This is a genomic window from Streptomyces sp. NPDC050147, from assembly GCF_040660195.1.
GTDB lineage: Bacteria > Actinomycetota > Actinomycetes > Streptomycetales > Streptomycetaceae > Streptomyces.
The window spans coordinates 1-23,179 of record NZ_JBFALJ010000049.1 but is presented as its reverse complement, the minus strand read 5'-3'; the positions used below and the strand labels follow the sequence as shown (position 1 = coordinate 23,179).

General features: G+C 69.5%; 21 protein-coding genes. 5 read left to right on the top strand and 16 right to left on the bottom strand.

Annotated elements, in window-relative coordinates; genetic code table 11:
- Positions 1-98 precede the first annotated feature (98 nt).
- Positions 99-1,454: a helix-turn-helix transcriptional regulator gene (locus AB0I94_RS41115; RefSeq protein ID WP_363314942.1), complete on the bottom strand. Its 1,356-nt coding sequence runs from the start codon at positions 1,452-1,454 to the stop codon at positions 99-101.
- Positions 1,455-1,658: 204 nt separating this feature from the next.
- Between AB0I94_RS41115 and AB0I94_RS41110 the strand changes: the two genes are divergently transcribed.
- Together AB0I94_RS41110 and AB0I94_RS41105 are read left to right on the top strand one after the other, a co-directional pair.
- Positions 1,659-2,189 (top strand): DUF4232 domain-containing protein, encoded by a 531-nt coding sequence (locus tag AB0I94_RS41110; RefSeq protein ID WP_363314941.1) that lies wholly within the window; start codon positions 1,659-1,661, stop codon positions 2,187-2,189.
- A gap of 929 nt (positions 2,190-3,118) precedes the next feature.
- Positions 3,119-4,006: an NAD(P)-binding domain-containing protein gene (locus tag AB0I94_RS41105; RefSeq protein ID WP_363314940.1), complete on the top strand. Its 888-nt coding sequence runs from the start codon at positions 3,119-3,121 to the stop codon at positions 4,004-4,006.
- Positions 4,007-4,059: 53 nt separating this feature from the next.
- Here the strand turns inward: AB0I94_RS41105 and AB0I94_RS41100 are convergent, their stop codons facing one another.
- From AB0I94_RS41100 to AB0I94_RS41070, 7 genes are all read right to left on the bottom strand, one after another.
- Complete coding sequence (locus tag AB0I94_RS41100; protein WP_363314939.1) at positions 4,060-5,037, bottom strand: zinc-binding dehydrogenase; 978 nt, start codon at positions 5,035-5,037, stop codon at positions 4,060-4,062.
- A 132-nt stretch (positions 5,038-5,169) separates the two neighbouring features.
- Positions 5,170-6,159, bottom strand: a complete 990-nt coding sequence (gene hemB / locus AB0I94_RS41095; protein ID WP_363314938.1) for a porphobilinogen synthase — start codon at positions 6,157-6,159, stop codon at positions 5,170-5,172.
- A gap of 137 nt (positions 6,160-6,296) precedes the next feature.
- Complete coding sequence (locus AB0I94_RS41090) at positions 6,297-7,955, bottom strand: bifunctional uroporphyrinogen-III C-methyltransferase/uroporphyrinogen-III synthase (RefSeq protein WP_363314937.1); 1,659 nt, start codon at positions 7,953-7,955, stop codon at positions 6,297-6,299.
- Positions 7,952-8,911 carry a hydroxymethylbilane synthase gene (gene hemC, locus AB0I94_RS41085; protein ID WP_363314936.1) on the bottom strand — a complete coding sequence of 320 codons (960 nt, stop codon included), beginning with the start codon at positions 8,909-8,911 and terminating at the stop codon, positions 7,952-7,954. The genes AB0I94_RS41090 and hemC overlap by 4 nt, the downstream gene beginning before the upstream one ends.
- Positions 8,908-10,650 carry a glutamyl-tRNA reductase gene (locus AB0I94_RS41080; RefSeq protein WP_363314935.1) on the bottom strand — a complete coding sequence of 581 codons (1,743 nt, stop codon included), beginning with the start codon at positions 10,648-10,650 and terminating at the stop codon, positions 8,908-8,910. The genes hemC and AB0I94_RS41080 overlap by 4 nt, the downstream gene beginning before the upstream one ends.
- Positions 10,647-11,402, bottom strand: a complete 756-nt coding sequence (locus AB0I94_RS41075) for a redox-sensing transcriptional repressor Rex (RefSeq protein ID WP_363314934.1) — start codon at positions 11,400-11,402, stop codon at positions 10,647-10,649. The genes AB0I94_RS41080 and AB0I94_RS41075 overlap by 4 nt, the downstream gene beginning before the upstream one ends.
- A 304-nt stretch (positions 11,403-11,706) precedes the next feature.
- Positions 11,707-11,985 (bottom strand): glutaredoxin family protein, encoded by a 279-nt coding sequence (locus AB0I94_RS41070; protein ID WP_363314933.1) that lies wholly within the window; start codon positions 11,983-11,985, stop codon positions 11,707-11,709.
- Between the two features lie 137 nt (positions 11,986-12,122).
- On the opposite strand from AB0I94_RS41070, the gene AB0I94_RS41065 reads away from it, so the two are divergent.
- The 3 genes from AB0I94_RS41065 to AB0I94_RS41055 all read left to right on the top strand — a co-directional run bounded on the left by AB0I94_RS41065 (position 12,123) and on the right by AB0I94_RS41055 (position 15,679).
- A complete protein-coding gene (locus AB0I94_RS41065) occupies positions 12,123-13,073 on the top strand; it encodes an HAD-IB family hydrolase (protein ID WP_363314932.1) in 951 nt (316 codons plus the stop codon).
- A 301-nt stretch (positions 13,074-13,374) separates the two neighbouring features.
- On the top strand, positions 13,375-14,163 hold the full coding sequence (locus AB0I94_RS41060) for an ECF subfamily RNA polymerase sigma factor, BldN family (RefSeq protein ID WP_363314931.1): 789 nt from the start codon (positions 13,375-13,377) through the stop codon (positions 14,161-14,163).
- 277 nt (positions 14,164-14,440) lie between these two features.
- Positions 14,441-15,679, top strand: coding sequence for a DUF5667 domain-containing protein (locus AB0I94_RS41055; RefSeq protein ID WP_363314930.1), 1,239 nt, complete (start codon positions 14,441-14,443; stop codon positions 15,677-15,679).
- A 103-nt stretch (positions 15,680-15,782) separates the two neighbouring features.
- Here AB0I94_RS41055 and AB0I94_RS41050 read toward each other — a convergent pair whose 3' ends face one another.
- From AB0I94_RS41050 to AB0I94_RS41015, 8 genes are all read right to left on the bottom strand, one after another.
- A complete protein-coding gene (locus tag AB0I94_RS41050; RefSeq protein ID WP_363314929.1) occupies positions 15,783-16,868 on the bottom strand; it encodes a lysophospholipid acyltransferase family protein in 1,086 nt (361 codons plus the stop codon).
- 14 nt (positions 16,869-16,882) lie between these two features.
- Entirely contained in the window at positions 16,883-17,929 is a 1,047-nt protein-coding gene (locus tag AB0I94_RS41045; protein WP_363314928.1) for an NAD-dependent epimerase/dehydratase family protein, read from the bottom strand.
- A gap of 439 nt (positions 17,930-18,368) precedes the next feature.
- The gene (locus AB0I94_RS41040; protein WP_003948845.1) at positions 18,369-18,467 is read right to left on the bottom strand and encodes an AURKAIP1/COX24 domain-containing protein; all 99 of its coding nucleotides are present in this window, start codon (positions 18,465-18,467) and stop codon (positions 18,369-18,371) included.
- 126 nt (positions 18,468-18,593) lie between these two features.
- Complete coding sequence (locus AB0I94_RS41035; protein ID WP_062770509.1) at positions 18,594-18,803, bottom strand: helix-turn-helix domain-containing protein; 210 nt, start codon at positions 18,801-18,803, stop codon at positions 18,594-18,596.
- Positions 18,804-18,935: 132 nt separating this feature from the next.
- Entirely contained in the window at positions 18,936-19,751 is an 816-nt protein-coding gene (locus AB0I94_RS41030; protein ID WP_363314927.1) for a phosphatase, read from the bottom strand.
- Positions 19,752-19,951: 200 nt separating this feature from the next.
- Positions 19,952-21,127, bottom strand: a complete 1,176-nt coding sequence (locus tag AB0I94_RS41025; protein WP_363314926.1) for an acetoin utilization protein AcuC — start codon at positions 21,125-21,127, stop codon at positions 19,952-19,954.
- The gene (locus AB0I94_RS41020; RefSeq protein ID WP_363314925.1) at positions 21,078-22,310 is read right to left on the bottom strand and encodes an MFS transporter; all 1,233 of its coding nucleotides are present in this window, start codon (positions 22,308-22,310) and stop codon (positions 21,078-21,080) included. Before AB0I94_RS41020 ends, AB0I94_RS41025 begins: the two co-directional genes overlap by 50 nt.
- A 101-nt stretch (positions 22,311-22,411) precedes the next feature.
- Positions 22,412-23,056, bottom strand: coding sequence for an HAD family hydrolase (locus AB0I94_RS41015; RefSeq protein ID WP_363314924.1), 645 nt, complete (start codon positions 23,054-23,056; stop codon positions 22,412-22,414).
- Positions 23,057-23,179 lie beyond the last annotated feature (123 nt).

Genomic DNA, 23,179 nt, shown 5'->3' with positions numbered 1-23,179 from the left:
TTTTCCGGCAGCGTAAGGACCTGCGTGGCGTTTACAAGCACCATTCCGCGATACGGACGCCGACCGTACGTGAACACCTCTGCCCCTCGGCGGGGCCCCTAGGCCGGCGGGTCCGTCACGTCGTCATCGTCGCGATTGGTCTTCGTCCACTTCTTGCTGTTGAGCGAGAACCCGTAGACGGGACGGCCCTTGTCGCCGCTGGTGGCGAACGGCTTGCCCGTGTCGTCGATGCGCACAGTGCCGTGCCGGGAGCCGCTCGACCACTCCAGCTCCAAGTACCAGCGTACGTAACGGGTGTTGGCGGTCGCGTTGATGAAGAACGCCTCGGGGTCGCTGGCGCTCACCTTGTAAGGGAAGCCGCTGTGCCCTCCCAGCGGGGTCGGGCGCGGCACCGACGCGTCCAGATTGACGGAGAAGGAGTGCTGGGGCACATTGCCGCCGCAGCCGACGCCGAGGTAGCCCATCTTGTAGTTGGTCCACGCGAGCGGTGCGCTCGTCCCGGCGACGCGGACATTCAGGGACTCCAGGACGACGGTTTCCTCGCCCGTGCCCTGGACGGTCAGCTTCACGGTCTGGTCCCGTGCGGACACCGCGCCGTTCGCGGCCACCCAGCCGGCGGCGTCCTGCTCGTTGGGGGGTGGGGAGAGGGCCGCGGGGTCCTTGTTCACGAGGTAGGGGTGACCGCAGGGGTCCTCCCAGTGCTGCGCCTGGGTGGACACGGTCACCGGAACACCACCCTGTCCGCCGCTGTCACCGCCCCCACCGCCACCGGGCGCCCCGGACCTGCCACCGTCGCCTTTGCCCTCACCCTCACCCTTCGGCTTCTCGGAGCCCGTCGCCGTCGGCTCCTTGCCCGGCTTGCCTTTCCCGGACTCCTTCCCGGAAGGCGAGGCGGACCCGGTGCCGTCCGGACCCGGCTCCCGCTCGCCGTGCGGGCTGGGCGAGGCGACGGAGGCGCGGTCACGGTCACCCCCGCCGGACGCGGCCTGCACGGCGACGACGGTGGCACCAAGCGCGAGAACAACACCGACGGCGACAAACACCCGCCCCCGAGACAGCCGCTTCCCCGCACCCTTCCCCCTCCCGGGGGCGGGGCCGATCACGATGCCGGGGGTCTGGTCGTCGTTCTGCTCGACACCGGCCTGCTCGGTGTCGGCTTCGGACACCGCGACCGAGGCGGACACATCCCGGAGAGGCGGCGGTTCCTTCCGATCACCTCTCGACGCGTCGGCCAGGATCCACCGCCGGTGGAGCTCGACCATCTCCTCCCGCGAGGCCCTGCACACCCGGGCGAACCGCTCCAGCGGAGCGAACTCCGTCGGTACGGCCGACCCCTGCACATACCGGTGCAGCGTCGACGTCGACACATGCAACCGCTTGGCCAGCGCCCCGTAACTGAGCCCCGACCTCTCCTTCAGTTCCCGCAGCAACTCCGCGAGATCGCCCGCCCCCACGCTTACTCCATCCCATACATCCGTTCCAGGGAACGGAGTTTCCGCAGATCACAGCAGTACGAGCGTCCCAGCGTCCCCCACTGCCGTCCCGGCCTGGCCACCGGGACAGAACCCCGCACAAGCTCTGGGCCATACAAGCACGCCGCGTCCAGCAGCCCATCGGCGCGGCACACGTCCCGCACATCACACCGAAAGAGACCAGCCATGCGATTCAGCACCAAGACCGCCACCGTTGCCGCCGCTTTCACCGCCGTCCTCTCGCTCACCGCACTCGGCAGCGCGGCCTCGGCCGCCACGCCGGCCGCCAAGTCGACGCCGGTCACCTGCACCGCCGCCACCACGAAGGTCACCGTGCAGCAGGTCGACCGCCCGCTCAACCACCTGCTCCTGAAGGCCAAGAACACGGGCACCAAGACTTGCTACGCGTACGGCGCCCCGTACCTCCGCTTCGACGAGGGCCAGGCCGCCACCCCGTGGCTCGACGCGAGCAAGCCGCAGGCGGTCGTCACCCTCAAGCCCGGCCAGTCGGCGTACGCGGCCATCGCCACGTCCTCCCCCGAGGGCTCGGAAGGCTCCCAGGCACACGAGCTGGAGGTCCACTTCTCCAACCGCGCGATGAACGGCAGCGTGGGCGACCCGGCAGCGGCGGAGCTCCCGCAGGGCGGGGTCTACGTGGACAGCTCGGCGTTCGTCACGTACTGGCAGACGTCGGCGTCGGACGCACTGGTGTGGTGACGGGTCCACCCAACAGACAGTAGGCGTGGTACTTCTGGGTGGGTGGCTGATCGAGCCTCCATCCCATGCGGACATGCGCGAGTCCGGTGGGGGCTGACTTTCGTGGGCTGATGCCCGAACGGCCCCAGATTTACCAACTCGCCTAGAGCCTCAACCACCCAACCCGACCCACCGGTTAGCCCACCCCACCATCACTCTCACCCCCCGCCTCGCCCCCCGCACGAAAGACAGCAGCAACAGGGGGGCGGGTGGGGGAGGTGGGTGGAGTGGCAGGTGGTTGGGGGCTGGGACGTGAGTTGCGGGGGTGGCATGTGTTGCACCCCCTGGGACGGAATGCAAAAAACTCCCACCACACAACACGAAGCCAACACGAAGCCCCAGGTCAGAGCGGGTGCGGGGAGTAACTGGGCGGGACTTTTCTGCAGCTGACAGCCCTACCCCCCTCGTACTCCCGCAACTCGTGGTCTATTCCGCCTCCCGCGCCTCTCCCGCACCTGTTCCGCCCCCTCGCCGCCCACGCTGGACTCGCCCCCTCGTTCCCCCTCACCGCTCTTGCTGTTGCTGCGTCTTTTGGGTGCCAACGCCAAGGGGTGCCGGCGAGCTGTGCCTCCACCCTTGTGCTGCCACGTCTTCGCACTTCGCTTCTGCCGGTTTTCAATTCGTGGCCCCGTTCGCGCATCAGCCCACGAAAGCCAGCCCCCACCGGACTCGCGCATGCCCGCATGGGATGGAGGCTCGCTCAGCCACCCACTCACAGCGACCACGCAAATGCATTAATCCCCCAGCCGACCAACCAGCCAAGCCAACCAACCGCTCACTGACCAGAAGGTAAGTACCCCACTAAATAGTCCGTACTTGTCCTCACCACAGGGCCCCGCAAGGATCAAAGGCGTACCCAGCAGCACCGCAACGCCCCCAAAGGAGCCCCCGTGTCCACCACCAGCACCACCACCACCCCCGTATCCATCCTCGGCCTAGGCCTCATGGGCACCGCCCTCGCCTCCGCCCTGATCAAGGCGGGCCACCCCACCACCGTGTGGAACCGCACCGCCGCCAAGACGGGCCCCCTCGCGGCCCTGGGCGCCACCCCCGCCGACACGGCCGGAGGCGCCATCGAGGCCTCGCCCCTCGTCATCGTCTGCCTCACGACCAACGACAACGTACGTACCCTCCTCGCGCCGGAAACAGCAGCGCTCGCCGGCCGCACCCTCGTGAACCTCACGAACGGAACGCCTTCCCAGGCCCGGGAGTTGGCCTCATGGGCCGAGGCGCACGGCATCGCGTACATCGACGGCGGCATCATGGCCGTACCCCAGATGATCGCGACGCCCGGCGCGTACATCCTCTACAGCGGCACCGACGAGAACGCCTTCGAGACGCACCGCCCCACGTTGCAAGCCCTCGCCGACACCAAGTGGGTCGGCAAGGACCCGGGCGCGGCAGCCCTCTACGACCTTTCCCTGCTCACAGGGATGTACGGCATGGTGATGGGCGTGGTCCAGGCATACGCGCTGATCGGCACCGGTGGTGTCCCCGCACGGGAGTTCGCCCCGCTGCTAAGAGAGTGGGTCAACGCCATGACGGACGGCCTGGTGCCCGGCATGGCCGAGGCGCTGGACTCCGGGCAGCACCTCACGGACGTCTCGTCCCTGGAGATCAACCAGGCCGCGCTCCCCAACTTCCTTGCCGCTTACGCCGAGGCGGGAGTCAGCGACGAACTCTTCAAGCCGCTCCAGGGCCTCCTGGACCGCTCGATCACCGCCGGCCACTCGGCGGACGGCCTCTCCCGTCTGGCCACCCTGCTCAAGCAGAGCTAAGGCACGAGCAATGCACGGAGCTCACGAGCAATGCACGGAGCTAAGAAACAGAGCTAAGGCACAAGCACAACCTTCCCCGTAGTCTCCCGCCGCTCCATGGCCGCATGCGCCAGCGCCGCCTCCGCCAGTGGGAAGGTCTGCACCGTCGACACCAACTCGCCCTTGGCGGCCGCCTCCAGGGCCCGTCGCTCGCGGTCGGGGCCGTCCTCGGGCCGCGTGATGAGCTGCATCAGCGCGTTGGTGACGGTGATGCCCCGTTCCCGCACGACCCCCGCGTCCGGCTCGAACTCTTCCTGCGAGGACCAGCCGATGACCACGTACCGCCCACCATCACCGATGAGTCCGAACGCGGCGGCGGACTTCTCGCCGCCCACCCCGTCGAGTACGACACTCACCTCACGCCCGTCGAGACGCTCGCGCACGACGTCCGCCCAGCCGGGCTCGTTGTAGTCGACGGCGAGATCGGCGCCGAGCCCCCAGACGGCCTCGACCTTGTCGGTCCCGCCGGCGGCCCCGATCACGACCGCCCCCACGGACAACGCGTACTGCACCACGAGTCGCCCGACGCCACCGGCGGCCGACGTCACCAACACCACGTCCTTGGAGGTGAGTTGAGCGGCGTCCAACAGCCCCATGGTCGTCGCCCCGGTCACCACCATGGTCACGGCGGCCTCGAACCCGAGCCCGTCCGGCACCTCGTGCAACTGCGCCAGCTCGGTCACCGCCAGTTCGGCGTACCCGCCGGGCGCGCTGCGCGGGGTCACGACGGCCCGCCCCAGCCACGCGGTGTCCACGCCGGGGCCCACCGCGTCGACGATCCCGGCGACTTCCCCGCCGAAGACGGACGGCAGCTCGGGCAGCGGCGGCGCCATGTCGCTCGCGTCCCCGCGCCGCATGACGGTCTCTACGTGGTGAACTCCCGCCGCGCGTACGGCGATCCGCACCTGGCCCGGCCCCGCGACGGGGTCGGGCAAGGTCTCGTACGTCAGATTCTCGGCGGGCCCGAACTCGTGCAGCACAACGGCGCGCATACGTCCTCCTCAGAACGTCGACCGTCACCGACAGCACGTCGGTGGAACGTCGATGCACACCACTCTGCAACCTCAACCAAAGTTGAGGTCAAGCCGGGACTCAAGGTCGAGCCACGAGGGCCAAGTGCGTGCTCAGAGCCTCCGCGCCACCTCGGTGGCCCAGTACGTGAGGATCATGTTCGCGCCCGCGCGCTTGATGCCGGTGAGCGACTCCATGATCGCCTGGTCCCGGTCGATCCAGCCCCGCTCGGCAGCGGCCTCGACCATCGCGTACTCGCCACTGATCTGGTACGCCGCGACCGGCACCTCGACCGCCTCGGCGACCTTCGCCAGGATGTCCAGGTAGGGCCCCGCGGGCTTCACCATGACCATGTCGGCGCCCTCTTCGAGGTCGAGCGCCAGCTCGCGCAGGGACTCGCGGGCGTTGGCCGGGTCCTGCTGGTACGTCTTGCGGTCGCCCTTCAGGGACGAGCCGACGGCCTCACGGAAGGGGCCGAAGAACGCGGACGAGTACTTGACGGTGTAGGCGAGGACGGAGACGTCCTCGTGGCCCACCTGGTCCAACGCATCGCGGACGACGCCGATCTGACCGTCCATCATGCCGCTCGGCCCCACCACGTGGGCGCCCGCGTCGGCCTGGACCTGCGCCATCTCCGCGTACCGCTCAAGGGTGGCGTCGTTGTCGACGCGCCCCTCGGCGTCGAGGACACCGCAGTGACCGTGGTCGGTGAACTCGTCGAGGCACAGGTCCGACATGACGATGAGGTCGTCGCCGACCTCGGCGCGTACGTCGCGCAGGGCGACCTGCAAAATCCCGTCCGGGTCGGTGCCGACGGTCCCGGCGGCGTCCTTCTTGGACTCCTCCGGCACGCCGAAGAGCATGATCCCGGAGACCCCGGCCTCCAGCGCCTCGACGGCGGCCTTCTTCAGGCTGTCGCGGGTGTGCTGGACGACGCCGGGCATCGCGCCGATCTCCACGGGGGCGCTGATCCCCTCGCGCACGAACGCGGGGAGGATCAGGTCGGCCGGGTGCAGCCGCGTCTCCGCGACCATGCGCCGCATGGCGGGAGTGGTCCGAAGACGCCGGGGCCGGGCTCCGGGAAACGATCCGTACTTGGTCACTGTCTCTCTCACCTCACGCGATTTTTGGGTCCCCGGCCCCGCACCCAACCTCAAACGCCGGACAGGCTGGATATCCAGCCTGTCCGGCGTTTGAGGACGAACTCGGCGAAGCCGGTGATTAACGGTACGCCTGAGCCTCAGGGCGCTGTACGCCGCCTACGGGAACCAGGCCGACGCTCGCTGGGCCGGGTGACGGGGTCCCCGGCCTCAAGAGCAGCCACCCGACGCCGGGTCCCGAACTCCGCGAGCGCCTCGGCCAGCTTGTGCACGGAAGGCTCGGGAGCCATCACATCCACCCGGAGCCCGTGCTCCTCCGCGGTCTTGGCGGTGGCGGGGCCGATGCACGCGATGACGGTCACGTTGTGCGGCTTGCCGGCGATGCCGACGAGGTTCCGCACGGTCGACGAGGACGTGAAGAGCACGGCGTCGAAACCGCCGCCCTTGATCGCCTCGCGCGTGTCCGCCGGGGGCGGCGACGCGCGCACCGTCCGGTAGGCGGTCACGTCGTCGACCTCCCACCCGAGATCGATGAGCCCGGCGACCAGCGTCTCCGTGGCGATGTCGGCGCGCGGCAGGAAGACACGGTCGATCGGGTCGAAGACCGGGTCGTACGGAGGCCAGTCCTCCAACAGACCGGCAGCCGACTGCTCGCCCGAAGGAACCAGATCGGGCTTCACACCAAAAGCGACCAGCGCCGCAGCGGTCTGCTCGCCCACCGCCGCGACCTTGATCCCGGCGAAGGCGCGCGCGTCGAGCCCGTACTCCTCGAACTTCTCGCGCACCGCCTTGACGGCGTTCACGCTCGTGAAAGCGATCCACTCGTAGCGGCCCGTGACGAGCCCCTTGACCGCGCGCTCCATCTGCTGCGGCGTACGCGGCGGCTCGACGGCGATGGTCGGCACCTCGTGCGGCACCGCGCCGTAGGACCGCAGCTGGTCGGAGAGCGAGGCCGCCTGCTCCTTCGTACGCGGGACGAGCACGCGCCACCCGAAGAGCGGCTTCGACTCGAACCACGACAGCTGGTCGCGCTGGGCGGCGGCGGACCGCTCGCCGACCACGGCTATGACGGGCTGGCCTCCGTCGGGCGAGGGCAGCACCTTCGCCTGCTTGAGGACCTGCGCGATGGTGCCGAGAGTCGCCTGCCAGGTGCGCTGACGCGTCGTCGTCCCGGCGACGGTCACCGTCATCGGGGTGTCCGGCTTGCGCCCGGACGAGACGAGTTCACCGGCGGCGGCGGCCACGGAGTCCAGGGAGGTCGACACGACCACGGTCCCGTCGGACGCCCCCACCTCGCTCCAGCAGCGGTCGGAGGCGGTGCGCGCGTCGACGAAACGTACGTCCGTGCCCTGCGCGTCGCGCAGCGGAACACCCGCGTAGGCGGGCACACCGACCGCCGCAGCGATGCCGGGCACGACTTCGAAGGAGATGCCTTCGGCGGCGCAGGCAAGCATCTCCTCGGCCGCGTACGTGTCGAGGCCGACGTCGCCGCTCACGGCACGCACGACCCGCTTGCCGCCCCTCGCTGCCTCCATGACAAGATTGGTGGCGGCTCGCAAAGACGATGCTTCCGCGATCGCTGACGCGTCGTCAACTGCCCCTGGCTGAGGTGTGTCCACACCTCCCCTGGCATGCGCGCGAACGACGTCGAGCACATCCGGCTCGGCGATCAGTACGTCCGCTCGGGCCAGCGCCTCTACGGCGCGTAGCGTAAGTAGTCCCGGATCTCCGGGTCCGGCACCCAGGAAGGTGACGTGCCCGTGTGCGGGAAGGCCGGCAAGGTTCGAGGTGGGGCTCAAAGTGCTCGCTCCCCCATCAGACCGGCCGCGCCCTTGGCAAGCATCTCGGCAGCGAGTTCGCGGCCGAGCGCCATGGCTTGGTCATGCGTCTCGGGCACGGGACCGGTGGTGGACAGCTGCACCAGCGTCGAGCCGTCGGTTGCCCCGACGACGCCACGCAGGCGCATTTCCTTGACAATCTGCCCGTCGGCCAGCAAGTCGGCCAACGCACCCACAGGTGCGCTGCAACCGGCTTCCAGGGCGGCGAGCAGGGATCGCTCGGCGGTCACGGCGGCCCGGGTGTACGGGTCGTCGAGCTCGGCGAGCGCGGCGGTCAGCGACGCGTTGGACGCGGCACATTCGATCGCCAGTGCCCCCTGGCCGGGGGCGGGCAGAACTGTGTCGACCGACAGGAAGTCGGTCACCTCGTCGATCCTGCCGACGCGGTTGAGCCCGGCGGCGGCGAGCACGACGGCGTCGAGCTCCCCCTTGTGCACGAACCCGATGCGGGTGTCGATGTTCCCGCGGATCGGCACGGTCTCTATGGCGAGTCCGTGGTTGCGGGCGTAGGCGTTGAGCTGCGCCATGCGGCGGGGCGAGCCGGTGCCGATGCGCGCGCCGCTCGGCAGCTCCTCGAAGGTCAGCCCGTCACGCGCGATGAGCACGTCGCGGGGGTCCTCGCGCAGCGGCACGGCGGCCAGGGCCAGGTCGTCCGGCTGCGCGGTCGGCAGGTCCTTCAGCGAGTGGACGGCGAAGTCGACCTCGCCGCCGAGCAGCGCGTCACGCAGGGCGGTCACGAAGACGCCGGTGCCGCCGATCTGTGCCAGGTGCTCGCGGGACGTGTCGCCGTACGTCGTGATCTCCACGAGCTCCACGGGACGGCCGGTCAACTGGCTCACTGTGTCGGCCACTTGCCCGGACTGGGCCATGGCCAGCTTGCTGCGCCGTGTCCCGAGCCTCAGTGCCCTCTCGGTCATGCCCGGCCTCGATTCGGATCTGTTTGCTGTGCGTTCTGGTCGTTGGGGTCATTGCGCCGGTCGGCCCTGCTGACGGCGGCCACCGTCTGCGGGTCGAGGTCGAAGAGCGTGCGCAGCGCGTCCGCGTACCCGGCGCCGCCGGGCTCGCCGGCCAACTGCTTGACCCGCACGGTGGGTGCGTGGAGCAGCTTGTCGACGACGCGGCGGACGGTCTGCGTGATCTCCGCGCGCTCCTTCTCGGGGAGTCCGGGGAGCCGTCCGTCGAGCCGCGCGATCTCGTTGGCGACGACGTCGGCGGCCATGGTGCGCAGGGCGACCACGGTTGGCGTGATGTGCGCGGCCCGCTGCGCGGCGCCGAAGGCGGCGACCTCGTCGGAGACGATCGCGCGGACCCGCTCCACGTCCTCGGCCATCGGGGCGTCGGCGGACGCCTCGGCGAGCGACTCGATGTCGACGAGGCGTACGCCGTCGATGCGGTGTACGGCACCGTCGATGTCGCGGGGCATGGCGAGGTCGAGCAGAGCGAGCAGGACGTTGCCGGTCTCGACGATCGAGGGGCCGCGGCGGCGCTCGGGCACGCGACCCGTGGCGGTCACGGCCGCGGCGAGCGCGGTGATCGTGTCGGCCTCGCTCTGCGGGTCGTCGCGGCGCTCGGCGGGTGCGTTGTCCACCCAGGCGGCGTGCTGCTCGAGCGTCGCGGCGTCCATCCCGGCGACGGCGTCCTCGCCCATGACGGAGAACCCGACTCCGCGGGGCACGGCCGCTCCGTCACCGGAGAGCCCGAGCGGGCAGGCGTCGTCGGTGTCGGCGCCGTGCGGTGCGGAGGGGGCCGAAGGCGCGGGCACGCGCGGCGTGCCCACCGTGACGGGCGCGCCCGTACGGTCGGCGACCCCCGCCGCGACGGCCTCGGCCGTCAGCACGAGTCCGGTCGCGCCGGTGCACGAGACGGCGACATCTGCACGTGTCAGTTCGGCCGCCACCTGGTCCATCGGCACGGCGCGCGCGACGGTGCCCGTGCCGCCCTCCGCGAGGCTGCGTCCATATTGCTCTCCGAGCAGGGCTGCCAGGCGGTGCGCCCTGTCGAGGGTGCGGTTGGCGACGACGATCTCGTGGACCCCGGCGCGCGCGAGCGTGGCCGCGGCGAGCGAGGACATGGAGCCGGCGCCGATGACCAGGGCGCGCTTGCCCTTGGCCCAGGTCTCGACCGGCTCGCGCCCGGCGAGCTGTTCGAGGCCGAAGGTCACGAGCGACTGGCCGGCCCGGTCGATGCCGGTCTCCGAGTGCGCGCGCTTGCCGACCCGCAGGGCCTGCTGGAAGAGGTCGTTGAGGAGGCGCCCGGCGGTGTGCAGCTCCTGGGAGCGCGCGAGGGCGTCCTTGATCTGGCCGAGGATCTGCCCCTCGCCGACGACCATCGAGTCCAGGCCGCAGGCCACCGAGAACAGGTGGTGGACGGCTCGGTCCTCGTAGTGGACGTACAGGTAAGGGGTGAGCTCCTCGAGGCCCACGCCGCTGTGCTGGGCGAGCAGCGTGGACAGCTCGGCGACGCCCGCGTGGAACTTGTCCACGTCGGCGTAGAGCTCGATGCGGTTGCAGGTGGCGAGCACGGCCGCTTCGGCGGCGGGCTCGGCGGCGAGCGTGTCGTGCAGGAGCTTGGCCTGCGCGTCCACGTTGAGCGCGGCCCGCTCAAGGACGCTCACCGGAGCGCTGCGGTGGCTCAGGCCCACGACGAGGAGGCTCATGCCGGCATCACGGCGGGGACGTCCCCGTCGGGTCCTTTGCGCTGCTGCTTGGCGGCTGCGGGCGGTGCGACGCCGTCGGCCGCCGCTTCCTCACCGGCCTTGCGCTGCTCGTGGAAGGCGAGGATCTGCAGCTCGATGGAGAGGTCCACCTTGCGTACGTCGACGCCGTCGGGCACGGAGAGAACGGTGGGCGCGAAGTTCAGGATCGAGGTCACACCGGCGGCGACGAGCCGCTCGCAGACCTGCTGGGCGGCGCCCGCCGGGGTGGAGATGACGCCGATGGAGACGCCGTTGTCGCTGATGATCTTCTCGAGGTCGTCCGTGTGCTGCACCGGCATGCCCGCGACGGGCGTGCCCGCCATGGCCGGGTCGGCGTCGATCAGCGCGGCGACACGGAAGCCTCGCGAGGCGAACCCGCCGTAATTGGCGAGCGCCGCACCGAGGTTACCGATGCCGACGATCACGACGGGCCAGTCCTGGGTCAGGCCGAGCTCGCGTGAGATCTGGTAGACGAGGTACTCGACGTCGTAGCCGACGCCGCGCGTCCCGTAGGAACCGAGGTAGGAGAAGTCCTTGCGCAGCTTCGCGGAGTTGACCCCCGCGGCGGCCGCGAGCTCCTCGGAGGAGACCGTGGGCACCGAGCGCTCCGACAGTGCGGTGAGAGCGCGGAGGTACAGCGGAAGCCTGGCGACGGTGGCCTCGGGAATCCCTCGGCTGCGGGTCGCCGGTCGGTGAGTTCGGCCAGTTGCCACGGTGCTCCTGCGGGTAGAGCGGGGCTGCAGGCGGTCACACGTCCCCAGACCGCCCCGTCGAATGCAGGTTATGTCTTTGTGAACGCGTGCACAAAGATGGTGTCCGATTTGCCCGGCCAAAGTGACCGGGGTCACGCGCCCCTGGCGCACTTCTCTGGAACCGGCGCACAGAACGCGGCGTTGCTCATTTGATGGGGGCAAAACCGCACACTCTCCTCACGATCATCGCCCCCGAGACCAAACCGCCCACGATCCTAAGGGACCAATCGGACCGTTTGGACTCGTCGGTCAGTGACGATTCGGTCTACGGGGCGAGCTCGCGGCGCAGTCGATCTTCGTTCACGCGCCAGAAGGTGTGCTGTTCACCGTCGACCAGGACCACCGGAATCTGTTCCCAGTAGGCCCGGTTGAGCTCTTCGTCCTCGGTGATGTCCTTCTTCTCCCATACGACTCCAAGATCGCCGCACACCTTCTCGATCACCAGCTGTGCTTCATCGCACAGATGGCACCCGGGCTTTCCGATCAAGGTGACCGTCCGGTCCCCGGGCTTCTTCTTCTCCGTACGGCGAAAAATCGGGCTCATGACCCCATTCTCGCCCCGCCGACGCGCCGCGCGGGCCGTCTCTTCGGGCGCCTCTTTAACGGTGCGGTCGCGCAGAGTTCACAGCACCGAATCCTGCCGACTCCGGAACGACCGAACGAACTAGCTATGCTCACGACATGGCCGCTCTCGGATGGCTCACCCCCCGTAGGCGCTCCGCCACCGCGCGGAGCGTGCTGGCAGGCGAGGCCTCGGCTGAGGCAGCGCGCAAGACCTCCCAGGAGCTGGAGGCGCTCGACGATCTCGTCGCGGCCGCCTCGCCGGAGGAACCCGAGGAGCCGGAGTTCCCGGTCTTCGGCGACGACAAGGCCGCCGCCTTCTTCGATCTCGACAACACCGTCATGCAGGGCGCCGCGATCTTCCACTTCGGCCGCGGCCTCTACAAGCGGAAGTTCTTCGAGCGCCAGGAGCTGGCCCGATTCGCCTGGCAGCAGGCGTGGTTCAGGCTCGCGGGCGTCGAGGACCCCGAGCACATGCAGGACGCCCGCGACAGCGCCCTGTCCATCGTCAAGGGCCACCGCGTCGCCGAGCTGATGTCCATCGGCGAGGAGATCTACGACGAGTACATGGCCGAGCGCATCTGGCCCGGCACCCGCGCCCTGGCGCAGGCCCACCTCGACGCGGGCCAGAAGGTCTGGCTGGTCACGGCCGCACCGGTGGAGACGGCGACGATCATCGCCCGCCGCCTCGGCCTGACCGGCGCCCTCGGTACGGTCGCCGAGTCCGTGGACGGCGTCTATACGGGAAAGCTCGTCGGCGAGCCCCTGCACGGCCCCGCGAAGGCGGAGGCGGTGCGCGCGCTCGCGTCCGCCGAGGGCCTGGACCTGGCCCGCTGCGCGGCGTACAGCGATTCGCACAACGACATCCCGATGCTCTCGCTCGTCGGGCACCCGTACGCGATCAATCCCGACGCCAAGCTGCGCAAGCACGCGCGTGAGCGGGACTGGCGTCTGCGCGACTACCGCACCGGCCGCAAGGCCGCCAAGGTCGGCATCCCGGCCGCCGCGGGCGTCGGCGCCATCGCGGGCGGCACGGCCGCCGCGATCGCCCTGCACCGCCGCCGCCACTGAACAATCTCTCGGTCATACCCCGCCCGGGCTCCCGCCAGTCACGCCGGTAGCACTCGGCCACAACACGCCCTGTGCTTAGACGGAATGTGACCTATTCCGATCAACAACCGTTCACCGTGTGCTACTTGAACGGGCATAGACCGGTAAGAGAAGCGACGTAATCGGTGATTTGAGCAACTGGGTGTAGTGCCGCCTGTACGAAGCGTTATTCTCCTCAGACGCATTACGGACCCCACACGTCGCTACGACGGGTGAACGGTTCCGCACTGCACGTGATGGAAGCTCTGCCTCTGGGAGTCCCGTGTACCCACACGTCGGGGTTGACGCCTCGGGCCTGGCTACGCTGCGCGCAACGGTCGCCGACCGCTTGCGCGGCTTCGTCCCCACCGCGTACGCCGGCCCCGCCGTCCCCGCATTTGCCGTCCCCACACCCGCCGGGCCGCTCTACGCCCTGGCGGACAGCGGCGCGGCAGTCAGCAGACGAGCCCGTTCTGCCTCTGCCACCTCAGCCCCCACCCACCGCCGTCCCGCCGCGGACAGCGACAGCGCCCGCATGATGGATCTCGTCGAACGCGCCCAAGCGGGCGAGTCCGACGCCTTCGGCCGTCTCTACGACCAGTACAGCGACACGGTCTACCGCTACATCTACTACCGCGTCGGCGGCAAGGCGACCGCCGAGGACCTCACCAGCGAGACCTTTCTGCGCGCCCTGCGCCGCATCAGCACGTTCACCTGGCAGGGCCGTGACTTCGGCGCCTGGCTCGTCACCATCGCTCGCAATCTGGTCGCCGACCACTTCAAATCGAGCCGATTCCGCCTCGAAGTGACCACAGGCGAAATGCTCGACGCCAATGAGGTCGAGCGCAGCCCCGAGGACTCCGTCCTGGAGTCCCTCTCCAACGCCGCACTGCTGGACGCCGTGCGCCGCCTCAACCCCCAGCAGCAGGAGTGCGTGACCCTGCGCTTCCTGCAAGGCCTCTCGGTCGCCGAGACCGCTCGGGTGATGGGCAAGAACGAGGGTGCGATCAAGACCCTCCAGTACCGCGCCGTCCGCACGCTGGCCCGGCTGCTCCCCGACGACGTGCGCTGACGCCGCGCGCCGTCGGTAGCCGTCCGTAGCCGTCTGTCGCCGTGCGGAGCGCTCAACTCACGCTCCGTGGCGGCCAGATGGCCATCACGGAATTTGAGCGGTCCGATCATCCTCCGTCCGTAACCCAAGTGCCGCGACGCTCGTTGTGCGGGATGCAGGCTCCCTGTGGTTGCTCGCTGACCACCTCCGCTCACTCAATCGTGTGGAAGTGCTCAGGTCGTGCAACCCTCAGGACCCCCTGGGGAGTCGACCGTCATGACGAGAGGAGGTGCCGCCAGTGATCGCGAACGTATCGGCACACCGGCGGGCGAACGCCTTCGCCCTGGCCCTGGAAGAGCAATCCGACCAGGGCCCGGCGGCCGAGCAGTCCGAAGGTTCCGTCACGCCCGATTCCAGGCCGTCCGAAGCGACGGCCCAGGACGGGATGTTGACCCTGGTGACCGGCCTCGGCGAACTGCCGAAGCCAGAGCTGGATCCCGAGGTCAAAGTGGTCCAGCGGGCCCAGCTCGTAGCCGCCATGGAGGCCATGCTCCTTGAGGGCACGGCCGCGGGCGGTGGGACCATCGGCACCTCGGTGCCCGAACAGCGCTCCCGCAAGGGCGCCCACCGGGCCACGGGACTACGCAAACTGAAGCCGCGCTCCCGGCTTTCGCAAGGCATCGCCGCGGGCGGGCTCACCGTCGGCGTGGCCGCCGGGGCGTTCAGCGGGGTGGCCGCGGCCAGCTCCGACGCACTGCCGGGCGATTCGCTGTACGGCTTGAAGCGCGGCATGGAAGACCTCAAGCTCGGCATGGCCGACGGCGACAGCGACAAGGGCGGGGTCTATCTCGACCACGCCTCGACGCGGCTGAACGAAGCCCGTCGGCTGATGGAGCGCGGCCGCAGCGGCGACCTCGACCACGAGTCCCTCGGCGAGGTCAGGCGCGCCCTTTCGGGCATGCGGCACGACGCCACGGAAGGCCACCGCCTGCTCCACCAGGCGTACGAGAGGGACGGCTCGCTCGGTCACATCCAGACCCTGTCCGCCTTCACCGAGTCGCACCGCAGGACCTGGAGCGACCTGCAGAGCAGGCTGCCGGTCCAGCTCGGCGACGTGGGCGACCAGGTCAGCTCGGTCTTCGACGCGATGGACCAGGAAGTGGAACCCCTCCGCTCCCTCTTCCCCCGCACCCCGGACACGAGCGACACCCCCGGGCAGCCGAGCCGGCGGGACTCCTCCGGGTCTTCGACTCCGGACAGCCCCTCGGCCCCGGATTCGTCCCCGAGGGACGGCGCGAGTTCCGACAAGCGCGAGCCCCGCCCGTCGACACCGGACAAGAGCGAGGACGAGGGCTTGCTGGGCGGCAACACGGGCGGTCTGCTGGACCCGCCGAAGTCCGACACGGCCCCGAGCAGCCCGTCGAACGGCAAATCCTCCGCCAAGGAGACCCCGTCGGCCAAGCCGGACGTCACGGTCCCCCCGATCCTGCCGGGCCTGCTGCCGGGCCTGGGGATCAACGAAGAGGACGCCAAGTAGAAGTAGCGGTACGCAGTGAAGAGGGGCCGGATCCTGAAGGATCCGGCCCCTCTTCATGCTTCGGAAACCCTGGTGCCTCAGCTGTCCGGACACCCCTGGTGCCTCAGAAGAACACCGACCGCCGTTGCACCAGCAGCTTGTACAACGTGTGCTGGATCTGCTCCCGGACCTGATCGGTCAGGTTGAACATCAGCATCGGGTCCTCGGCCGCCTCCGGCGGATACCCGTCCGTCGGGATCGGCTCCCCGAACTGGATCGTCCACTTCGTCGGCAGCGGCAGCGCCCCCAGCGGCCCGAGCCACGGGAACGTGGGCGTGATCGGGAAGTAGGGGAACCCGAGCACCCTCGCCAACGTCTTCGCGTTGCCGATCATCGGGTAGATCTCCTCCGCCCCCACGATCGAGCAGGGAACGATCGGCGTTCCGGCCCGCAGCGCGGTGGAGACGAAGCCGCCCCGCCCGAACCGCTGCAGCTTGTAGCGCTCGCTGAACGGTTTCCCGATGCCCTTGAACCCCTCCGGCATCACCCCGACCAGCTCACCCCGCTCGAGCAGCCGCTCGGCGTCCTCGGCGCACGCCAAGGTGTGCCCCGCCTTGCGCGCCAGTTCGTTGACCACCGGCAGCATGAAGACGAGGTCCGCGGCGAGCAGCCGCAGATGCCGCCCCGCGGGGTGGTTGTCGTGCACGGCGACCTGCATCATCAGGCCGTCCAGCGGCAGTGTCCCCGAATGGTTGGCGACGATCAGGGCCCCGCCCTCCGAGGGGATGTTCTCGATGCCCTTCACCTCGACGCGGAAGTACCTCTCGTAGAGCGGCCGCACCAGGGACATCAGAACCTGATCGGTGAGCTCCTCGTCGTAACCGAAGTCGTCGACCTCGTACTCACCCGTGAGCCGCCGGCGCAGAAACGCGAGGCCACCCGCGATACGCCGCTCCAGGCCCCCGCCACCGCCGCGCGGCTCCGGTTCGGCCCCGGCCCCGACCCTCGGCCCTGGAGCCTCCTGACGCGAGGGCTCCGGCTCGGCCCGCTCCACCTGCGGCTCTCCGTCCTGCCGGCCCGGCATGGCCGTGACCTCACGCACGGCTGCCGGATCGTTCTTGCGCCGGACCGTGCCTCTGCGCCGGGGCGGGCGCTGCGCACCCGCGCGCGACCGGTCGTCGTCGAACGGAATGACCTTGGCGTCCGCCATCGTTGACGCTCTCCTCAGTTGGCGCTCTGGTTGCCCGCGAAGGGCAGCGTGGCGATCCGGTCGATGGCCCCCGCGACGGCCTGCGGCGGCAGAAGTCCCGGACCCCGACTGCGTACAAAATCCGCGAAGGTTTCCGCGGTCGTGTACTTGGGGCTGAAGCCCAGTGTCTCGCGCATCTGCCGGGTGGCCACGACCCGGCCGTGGGTGAGCAGCCTGATCTGCTCGGGCGAGAAGTCCGTCATGCCGAGCGTCCGCAGCGCCTGGCCGATCCAGGTGACCGCGGGCATGAACACCGGCAGCGTCGGACGCCCCAGGCGCCGCGAGCACTGCGAGAGCAGGAGCAGCCCGTCACCGGCGATGTTGAACGTGCCGCTGTTGAGCGTCCCGCGCGCCGGTTCGCGTGAGCCGAGGCGCAGGACCTCGATCGCGTCGTCCTCGTGCACGAACTGCAGCCGCGGGTCGTAGCCGAAGACGGTCGGCAGCACCGGCAGCGAGAAGTACTCGGCGAGCGGGGAGTCCGCGGCAGGGCCCAGGATGTTCGCGAAACGCAGCACGCAGACCGCGACATCCGGCCGCCGGCGCGCGAATCCGCGTACGTATCCCTCGACCTCGACGGTGTCCTTGGCGAAGCCACCGCTCGGCAGCGACTTCGGCGGCGTCGTCTCGGTGAAGACCGCGGGGTCGCGCGGCGCGGAGCCGTACACATTGGTGCTCGACTTCACCACCAACCGCTTGACCGTCGGCGACTTCTGGCAGGCGCCGAGCAGCTGCATGGTGCCGATGACGTTCGTTTCCTTGAGCGAGCCGCGGTTGCCGCCTGCCAGCGCGGTGCCCGTGACGTCCATGTGCACGACCGTGTCGACGGAGTACTCGGCGAGCACCTTGGTGATCGCGGGCTGCCGGATGTCGGCCTGGACGAAGTCGGCGCCGCCCAGGTGGTGCTCGGGAGGCACCGCGTCCACGGCGACCACCCGGTCGACCTCAGGGTCCCGGAGCACGCGTCGGACGAACCGCCCGCCCAGTTGACGGGCCACCCCGGTCACCAGCACGACCTTGCCCAAGATCAGCGCCTGCCTTCCCCAGCCCTCGAAGTCCTGCCGCGCCCCATCATCCCTCTCCGGCACACGCTAGCGGGTCGATGTTGCGCTGTGATGACCGCCCGCTGCAGCAAGTGACGACAGCCACAAGGTAACCGTACGGACCTGGCCCTCTACCCAGACCAGGACGTACGCGGCGTCGGGACGCACATCCTGCCCAGGGCCTACGTTCGAAACAAGCCCCCGAGCGGCCCGTCGAAGCCCGAAAACCGGCCGGAAGACGCCCGGGGCGGGTCCCCCCGAAGCCGCCGGGGAAACGCCCGCGAAGCCGCCGGAGCCGGACGCCGCAGCGGAAAGCCCGGCGCGGAGGCCGGCGCCGGAGCCCGAAGCCGGGGCCCGGGAAACGCCGAAGCCCTCCCGTCGGATGACGGGAGGGCTTCGATACGCGCAGTACAGCTGTCGCTTACTTCTTGTTGCGACGCTGAACGCGAGTGCGCTTCAGCAGCTTGCGGTGCTTCTTCTTGGCCATCCGCTTACGCCGCTTCTTGATAACAGAGCCCACGACTACCCTCGCTCACTTCTCTTCACTCGGTGCGGGGCAGCAGACTGGGCCCACACGACCTACGTCGGCCTAGCCTACCTGCCCCCGGGTGAGGGACGTAATCGAGGGGGGATCGATCGGCTCCGATCAGCCCGCCTCGACCCCTACATAGGACTCGCGGAGGTACTCGTGAACCGCCTGCTCCGGGACCCGGAAGGACCTTCCGACCCGAATGGCGGGCAGATGACCGCTGTGCACCAAGCGGTACACGGTCATCTTGGACACTCGCATCACCGAGGCGACTTCCGCCACGGTCAGAAACTGAACCTCGTTCAGCGGCCTCTGGTTCTCAGCCATGACACCCCACCTGAACCTTCCGCACATGACGGGCACCGGCTTCCCCTTCCGGTGACTCTTCGTCGCTGCGCGCTCACTCACCAGACTAGGGGCGGATGATGCGAGTGGGGAAGAGGAGTAGCGATCGGCCGCCTACTGTGACAGACACGCTCGATTGAGTACATAGCGAGTAAGCGGTCGGTAGTAATCAGACCGCACAGCGTCATCAAGCGGAACGACGACGGACACCTGCCCCTCGGCCTCTCCGACGAACAGCGCGGGATCGTCCGTATCCGCCAGACCGATCGCCTCAAACCCCAGCTGACCTGCTCCGCAGACCCATCCGTGGTCGCCGATGACGAGCCCGGGAAGCGGTCCGTCAGCCTCCGCCGCAGCCGCGAGAGCGGCTCGAACCGGGAGCGGGGAGTGGGTATGTGCGCCGGGCTCACTCCCGGTGGGACGCGCGCCGGGTTCCCGCACCAGCGCGACTCCTTGTACGTAGTCAAGGTTGTACGTGCGTAGGCCGAACCGGGTCGTTATGTCGACACTGTTGCCCTGCGCGGGGGTGAGGACGGTGCACCCGGCCGCCGACAAAGCGTCCGCCAGGGCGGCGTAGAAACCGAGGAGACGGTGCGGATGTCCCGTCCCGAAGAGCACGGGAAGCCGCCCCCGCACCGCCTCGGCGAGCCTCTCGGCGAAGGCGTCGAGCGCGACCAGCGTCCGATCCGGGTCGATGACGTCGACCCCCGAGGTGTGCCGCGGGTCGGCGGACACCCCGCACTTGTCCGCCATGAGCCCCAACAGGTCGCCGGGTCCCCAGCTCCACTCGGGGTCGAGGCCGAGCAGTATCCGCGGATCCCGGGCCGCGAAGAGCCGATAGCTCCGCAGGCTCTCCTCCCGCGTGGTGGCCACGGGCCCGGCCAGTCGGGCGGCCAACAGATGCGCGCGCAACGCTCCGGTGCTCAACACGCTGTGAGCGTCCCGCAGAGAACGCCCCGGCACCCTCAAAACCCCGAAAATCCCCCACAGTCGGGCTAACCCCTCAACAACCCGACCGAACCCTCCCCACCGACCCCACCTCACCGATCCCGCGATCCCGGCCACGGCTATGGGCCACCCCGCCCAGCAGGGCCGGCGCCCAAGGCCACCCCTCCCCCTGCCTCTTCCCCCTACGGCAACAACCCCCGCAAGGGAAACGCCGAACGGCGAGCAGCAAGCACGGCCTGGTCAAGCCGGTCCGCAGGGTCGTACCCCTCGGACCACTCGGCCCAGGAGACAGGCCACCGCCCATCCGTCATCCGCGCAGGCGCCAACTGCCGCGTACGCGCGAAGACTTCCTGCCGCCAGGCCTCAGGAATCACCGCCGAGGGCAGCACCTCGCGCCCCGCGGCAATGGCGGTCAGATGGGTCCAGGACCGAGGCACCACATCCACCACGGCGTACCCGCCCCCACCCAGAGCCACCCAACGCCCCTCGGCGTACGAGTGCGCCAGCTCATGGCAGGCCACCTGCACGGCCCGCTGCGCATCGAGCGACACGGCAAGATGAGCCAGCGGATCTTCGAAGTGGGTGTCAGCCCCGTGCTGGGTCACAAGCACCTGCGGCCGGAATTCCGCCAACAGCTCCGGCACCACAGCGTGGAACGCCCGCACCCACCCCGCGTCCCCCGTCCCCGCGGGCAGCGCGACATTGACGGCCGACCCCTCCGCCACGGAGGCCGCACCCGTCTCCTCGGGCCACCCCGTCTGGGGAAACAGCGTCCGGGGATGCTCGTGCATCGAGACTGTCAGAACCCGCGGATCGTCCCAGAAGGACGCCTGCACCCCGTCCCCGTGGTGCACGTCCACATCCACGTACGCCACTCGCTCGGCACCCAGTTCGAGAAGCCGCGCGATGGCCAACGAGGCGTCGTTGTAGATACAGAACCCCGAGGCCGACCCCGGCATCGCATGATGCAGCCCACCGGCGAAGTTCACGGCGTGCAGCGCTTCCCCGCGCCACACCGCCTCGGCCGCACCCACCGACTGCCCCGCGATCAACGCCGACGCCTCGTGCATCCCCGCGAAGGCGGGATCATCCGCGGTCCCGAGGCCATAGCTGCCGTCCGCCGACGCCGGATCGGCGGACGCGGCCTTGACCGCCTCCACATAGTCCTCGCGATGCACGAGCCGCAACGTCGAGTCACCGGCGCGCTTGGCCGCGACCACTTCCAGATCACGGTCGAGCCCGAAGGCGCCGACCAGGCTTCGGGTCAGCGCGAGCCGGACCGGGTCCATGGGGTGCTCAGGACCGAAGTCATAGCCCGTTACTGCCTCGTCCCACATCAGCTGTGCGTGGCCGCTCATGCCCGTCACCGTATCGGTCCGCTCCGGGGGCGAAAGACCGGGCGTACAACAAGGTCACGAGCACCAACACCAGGGGAACGAGCATCGCCCCGCGGTAGTTCCAGGCGTCCCCCAGCGCACCCACCAGCGGTGACCCGATCAGGAACCCCACGTAGTTGAAGACGTTGAGCCGCGCGACAGCGGCGTCCGACGCCCCCGGGAAGAGCCGCCCCGCCGCGGCGAAGGTCTGCGGAACGATCACGCACAGCCCGAGCCCGAGCACCGTGAAGCCAAGGATCCCGACCCACGCCCCGGGCGCCACCGCCACGATGGCGAAACCGAGAGCACCCACCACCGCCCCGCCCCGCACCACCGCCACGGCCCCGAACCGCCGCACTCCCAGATCCCCGAGGCCCCGGCCCAGCAGCGTCATGACCATGTAGACGTTGTAGGGGACGGTCGAGACCTCCTCCGAACTCCCCAGCACGTCCTGCAGATACTTCGCACTCCAGTTGGAGACGGTCGAATCCCCGATGTACGCGAAGGTCATCACCAGACAGAGCGGCAGGAGCAGCTTGAAGACGACGGGCCCGCCCCTCCCCTCCCCGGCAGCACCGGCAGCAACCCCGGCACCCGCACCCCCACGGTCGGCATCGACGTACCACCGACTCCCCACGAGCGCCCCCGGCAACAGCACCACGACCACCGGCAGATACGAGACGAAGAGCGACAGATCCCAGTGGGCCCCCGCCCACGCGATCGACGCCCCCGCGATCCCGCCCAGGCTGTACGCCGCGTGGAACCCCAGCATGATGCTGCGCCCGTACGCCCGCTGCAGACTCACCCCGAGCATGTTCATGGACGCGTCCAGCGCCCCCACCGAGAGCCCGAACGCCCCCAGCGCAACGGCCACTTGCCACAGGGCGTCACCAGCACCGACCCCGAGCAGCGCCAGGAGCACCATGGGCTGCGCCCACCGCAGCACACGGCTGGGCGGCACCCGCTTGACCAGCCATTCCGTGCCGACGCTCCCGACCCCCGCGAGGATCGGCACAGCGGCGAGGAACACCGGCAGCAGGCCGTCGGATATCCCGTACTGATCCTGAATGGCGGGGATGCGCGTCACCAGCAGCGCGAAAGTGACGCCCTGCACCAGGAAGCTGAACGCCAAAGAGGCCCTGCCGCGCCGCAGCTCGTCTGTCATGGCTGCTGAGCGTAGGACCCCTGACTACCAGTGGGTAGATAGATCACCCACCCAATTCCCCGCACCTCACCGCCTGAGCGCGGCGACCTCCTCGCTCACCCTCATACGAGCAGATCAGCCAAGTCCCGCATGGTGCCGAAGAGTTCGGTGGCCCCCGCAAGCCGCTCGGCCGGCGTCATGGCGGTGAACCCGTAGACATCCATCCCGGCCGCCACAGCGGCCTCCACTCCCAACGGACTGTCCTCGATCACCACGCACTTCTCAGGCGTCACTCCCATCCGCTCGGCGGCGTACAGAAAGAGATCCGGCGCCGGCTTCCCCCGCCCCACATCCTCGGAGCTGAAGATCCGCCCGTCGTCGAACCACCGGTCGAGCCCGGTCCGCCGATGTCCCACCCGGATACGCTCATGACTCCCGGACGAGGCGAGGCAGTACGGCACTCCGCCCGCCACCAGTTTCTCCAGTACGTCGACGGCCCCCGGAACAGGCTCCAGCTCCCGCTCGAAGGCGGCGAACACACGAGCGTGGAAGGCCACGTCGAAATCCGCGGGCAGCCGCTGCCCACTGCGCTCAAGAACGAGGTCGTGTACGCGATGGACGGCGGCCCCCATGTAGTCACGCAGGGAGTCCTCATACGTGGTGGGGTGGCCGAGCTCGGTCAGATAGGCGGCCAGGATGGTGTTGGAGAGCGGCTCGCTGTCCACGAGAACACCGTCATTGTCGAAGATGACCAAGTCGTGTCGCATAACTCGACCCTAAACGCAGAAAAGGCCGTCGGTTGGGGGTCTGGAACGCAGAAAACCCCCGCACCCAGAGGGTGCGGGGGTTTCCCGTCAATAATAGTTCGGCGGCGTCCTACTCTCCCACAG

Coding starts and splice junctions, on each gene's coding strand:
- AB0I94_RS41110 (WP_363314941.1), top strand. CDS start 1,659: ATGCGATTCAGCACCAAGACCGCCACCGTTGCCGCCGCTTTCACCGCC.
- AB0I94_RS41100 (WP_363314939.1), bottom strand. CDS start 5,037: ATGCGCGCCGTTGTGCTGCACGAGTTCGGGCCCGCCGAGAATCTGACG.
- hemC (WP_363314936.1), bottom strand. CDS start 8,911: ATGACCGAGAGGGCACTGAGGCTCGGGACACGGCGCAGCAAGCTGGCC.
- AB0I94_RS41080 (WP_363314935.1), bottom strand. CDS start 10,650: ATGAGCCTCCTCGTCGTGGGCCTGAGCCACCGCAGCGCTCCGGTGAGC.
- AB0I94_RS41070 (WP_363314933.1), bottom strand. CDS start 11,985: ATGAGCCCGATTTTTCGCCGTACGGAGAAGAAGAAGCCCGGGGACCGG.
- AB0I94_RS41065 (WP_363314932.1), top strand. CDS start 12,123: ATGGCCGCTCTCGGATGGCTCACCCCCCGTAGGCGCTCCGCCACCGCG.
- AB0I94_RS41050 (WP_363314929.1), bottom strand. CDS start 16,868: ATGGCGGACGCCAAGGTCATTCCGTTCGACGACGACCGGTCGCGCGCG.
- AB0I94_RS41035 (WP_062770509.1), bottom strand. CDS start 18,803: ATGGCTGAGAACCAGAGGCCGCTGAACGAGGTTCAGTTTCTGACCGTG.
- AB0I94_RS41025 (WP_363314926.1), bottom strand. CDS start 21,127: ATGAGCGGCCACGCACAGCTGATGTGGGACGAGGCAGTAACGGGCTAT.
- AB0I94_RS41020 (WP_363314925.1), bottom strand. CDS start 22,310: ATGACAGACGAGCTGCGGCGCGGCAGGGCCTCTTTGGCGTTCAGCTTC.
- AB0I94_RS41015 (WP_363314924.1), bottom strand. CDS start 23,056: ATGCGACACGACTTGGTCATCTTCGACAATGACGGTGTTCTCGTGGAC.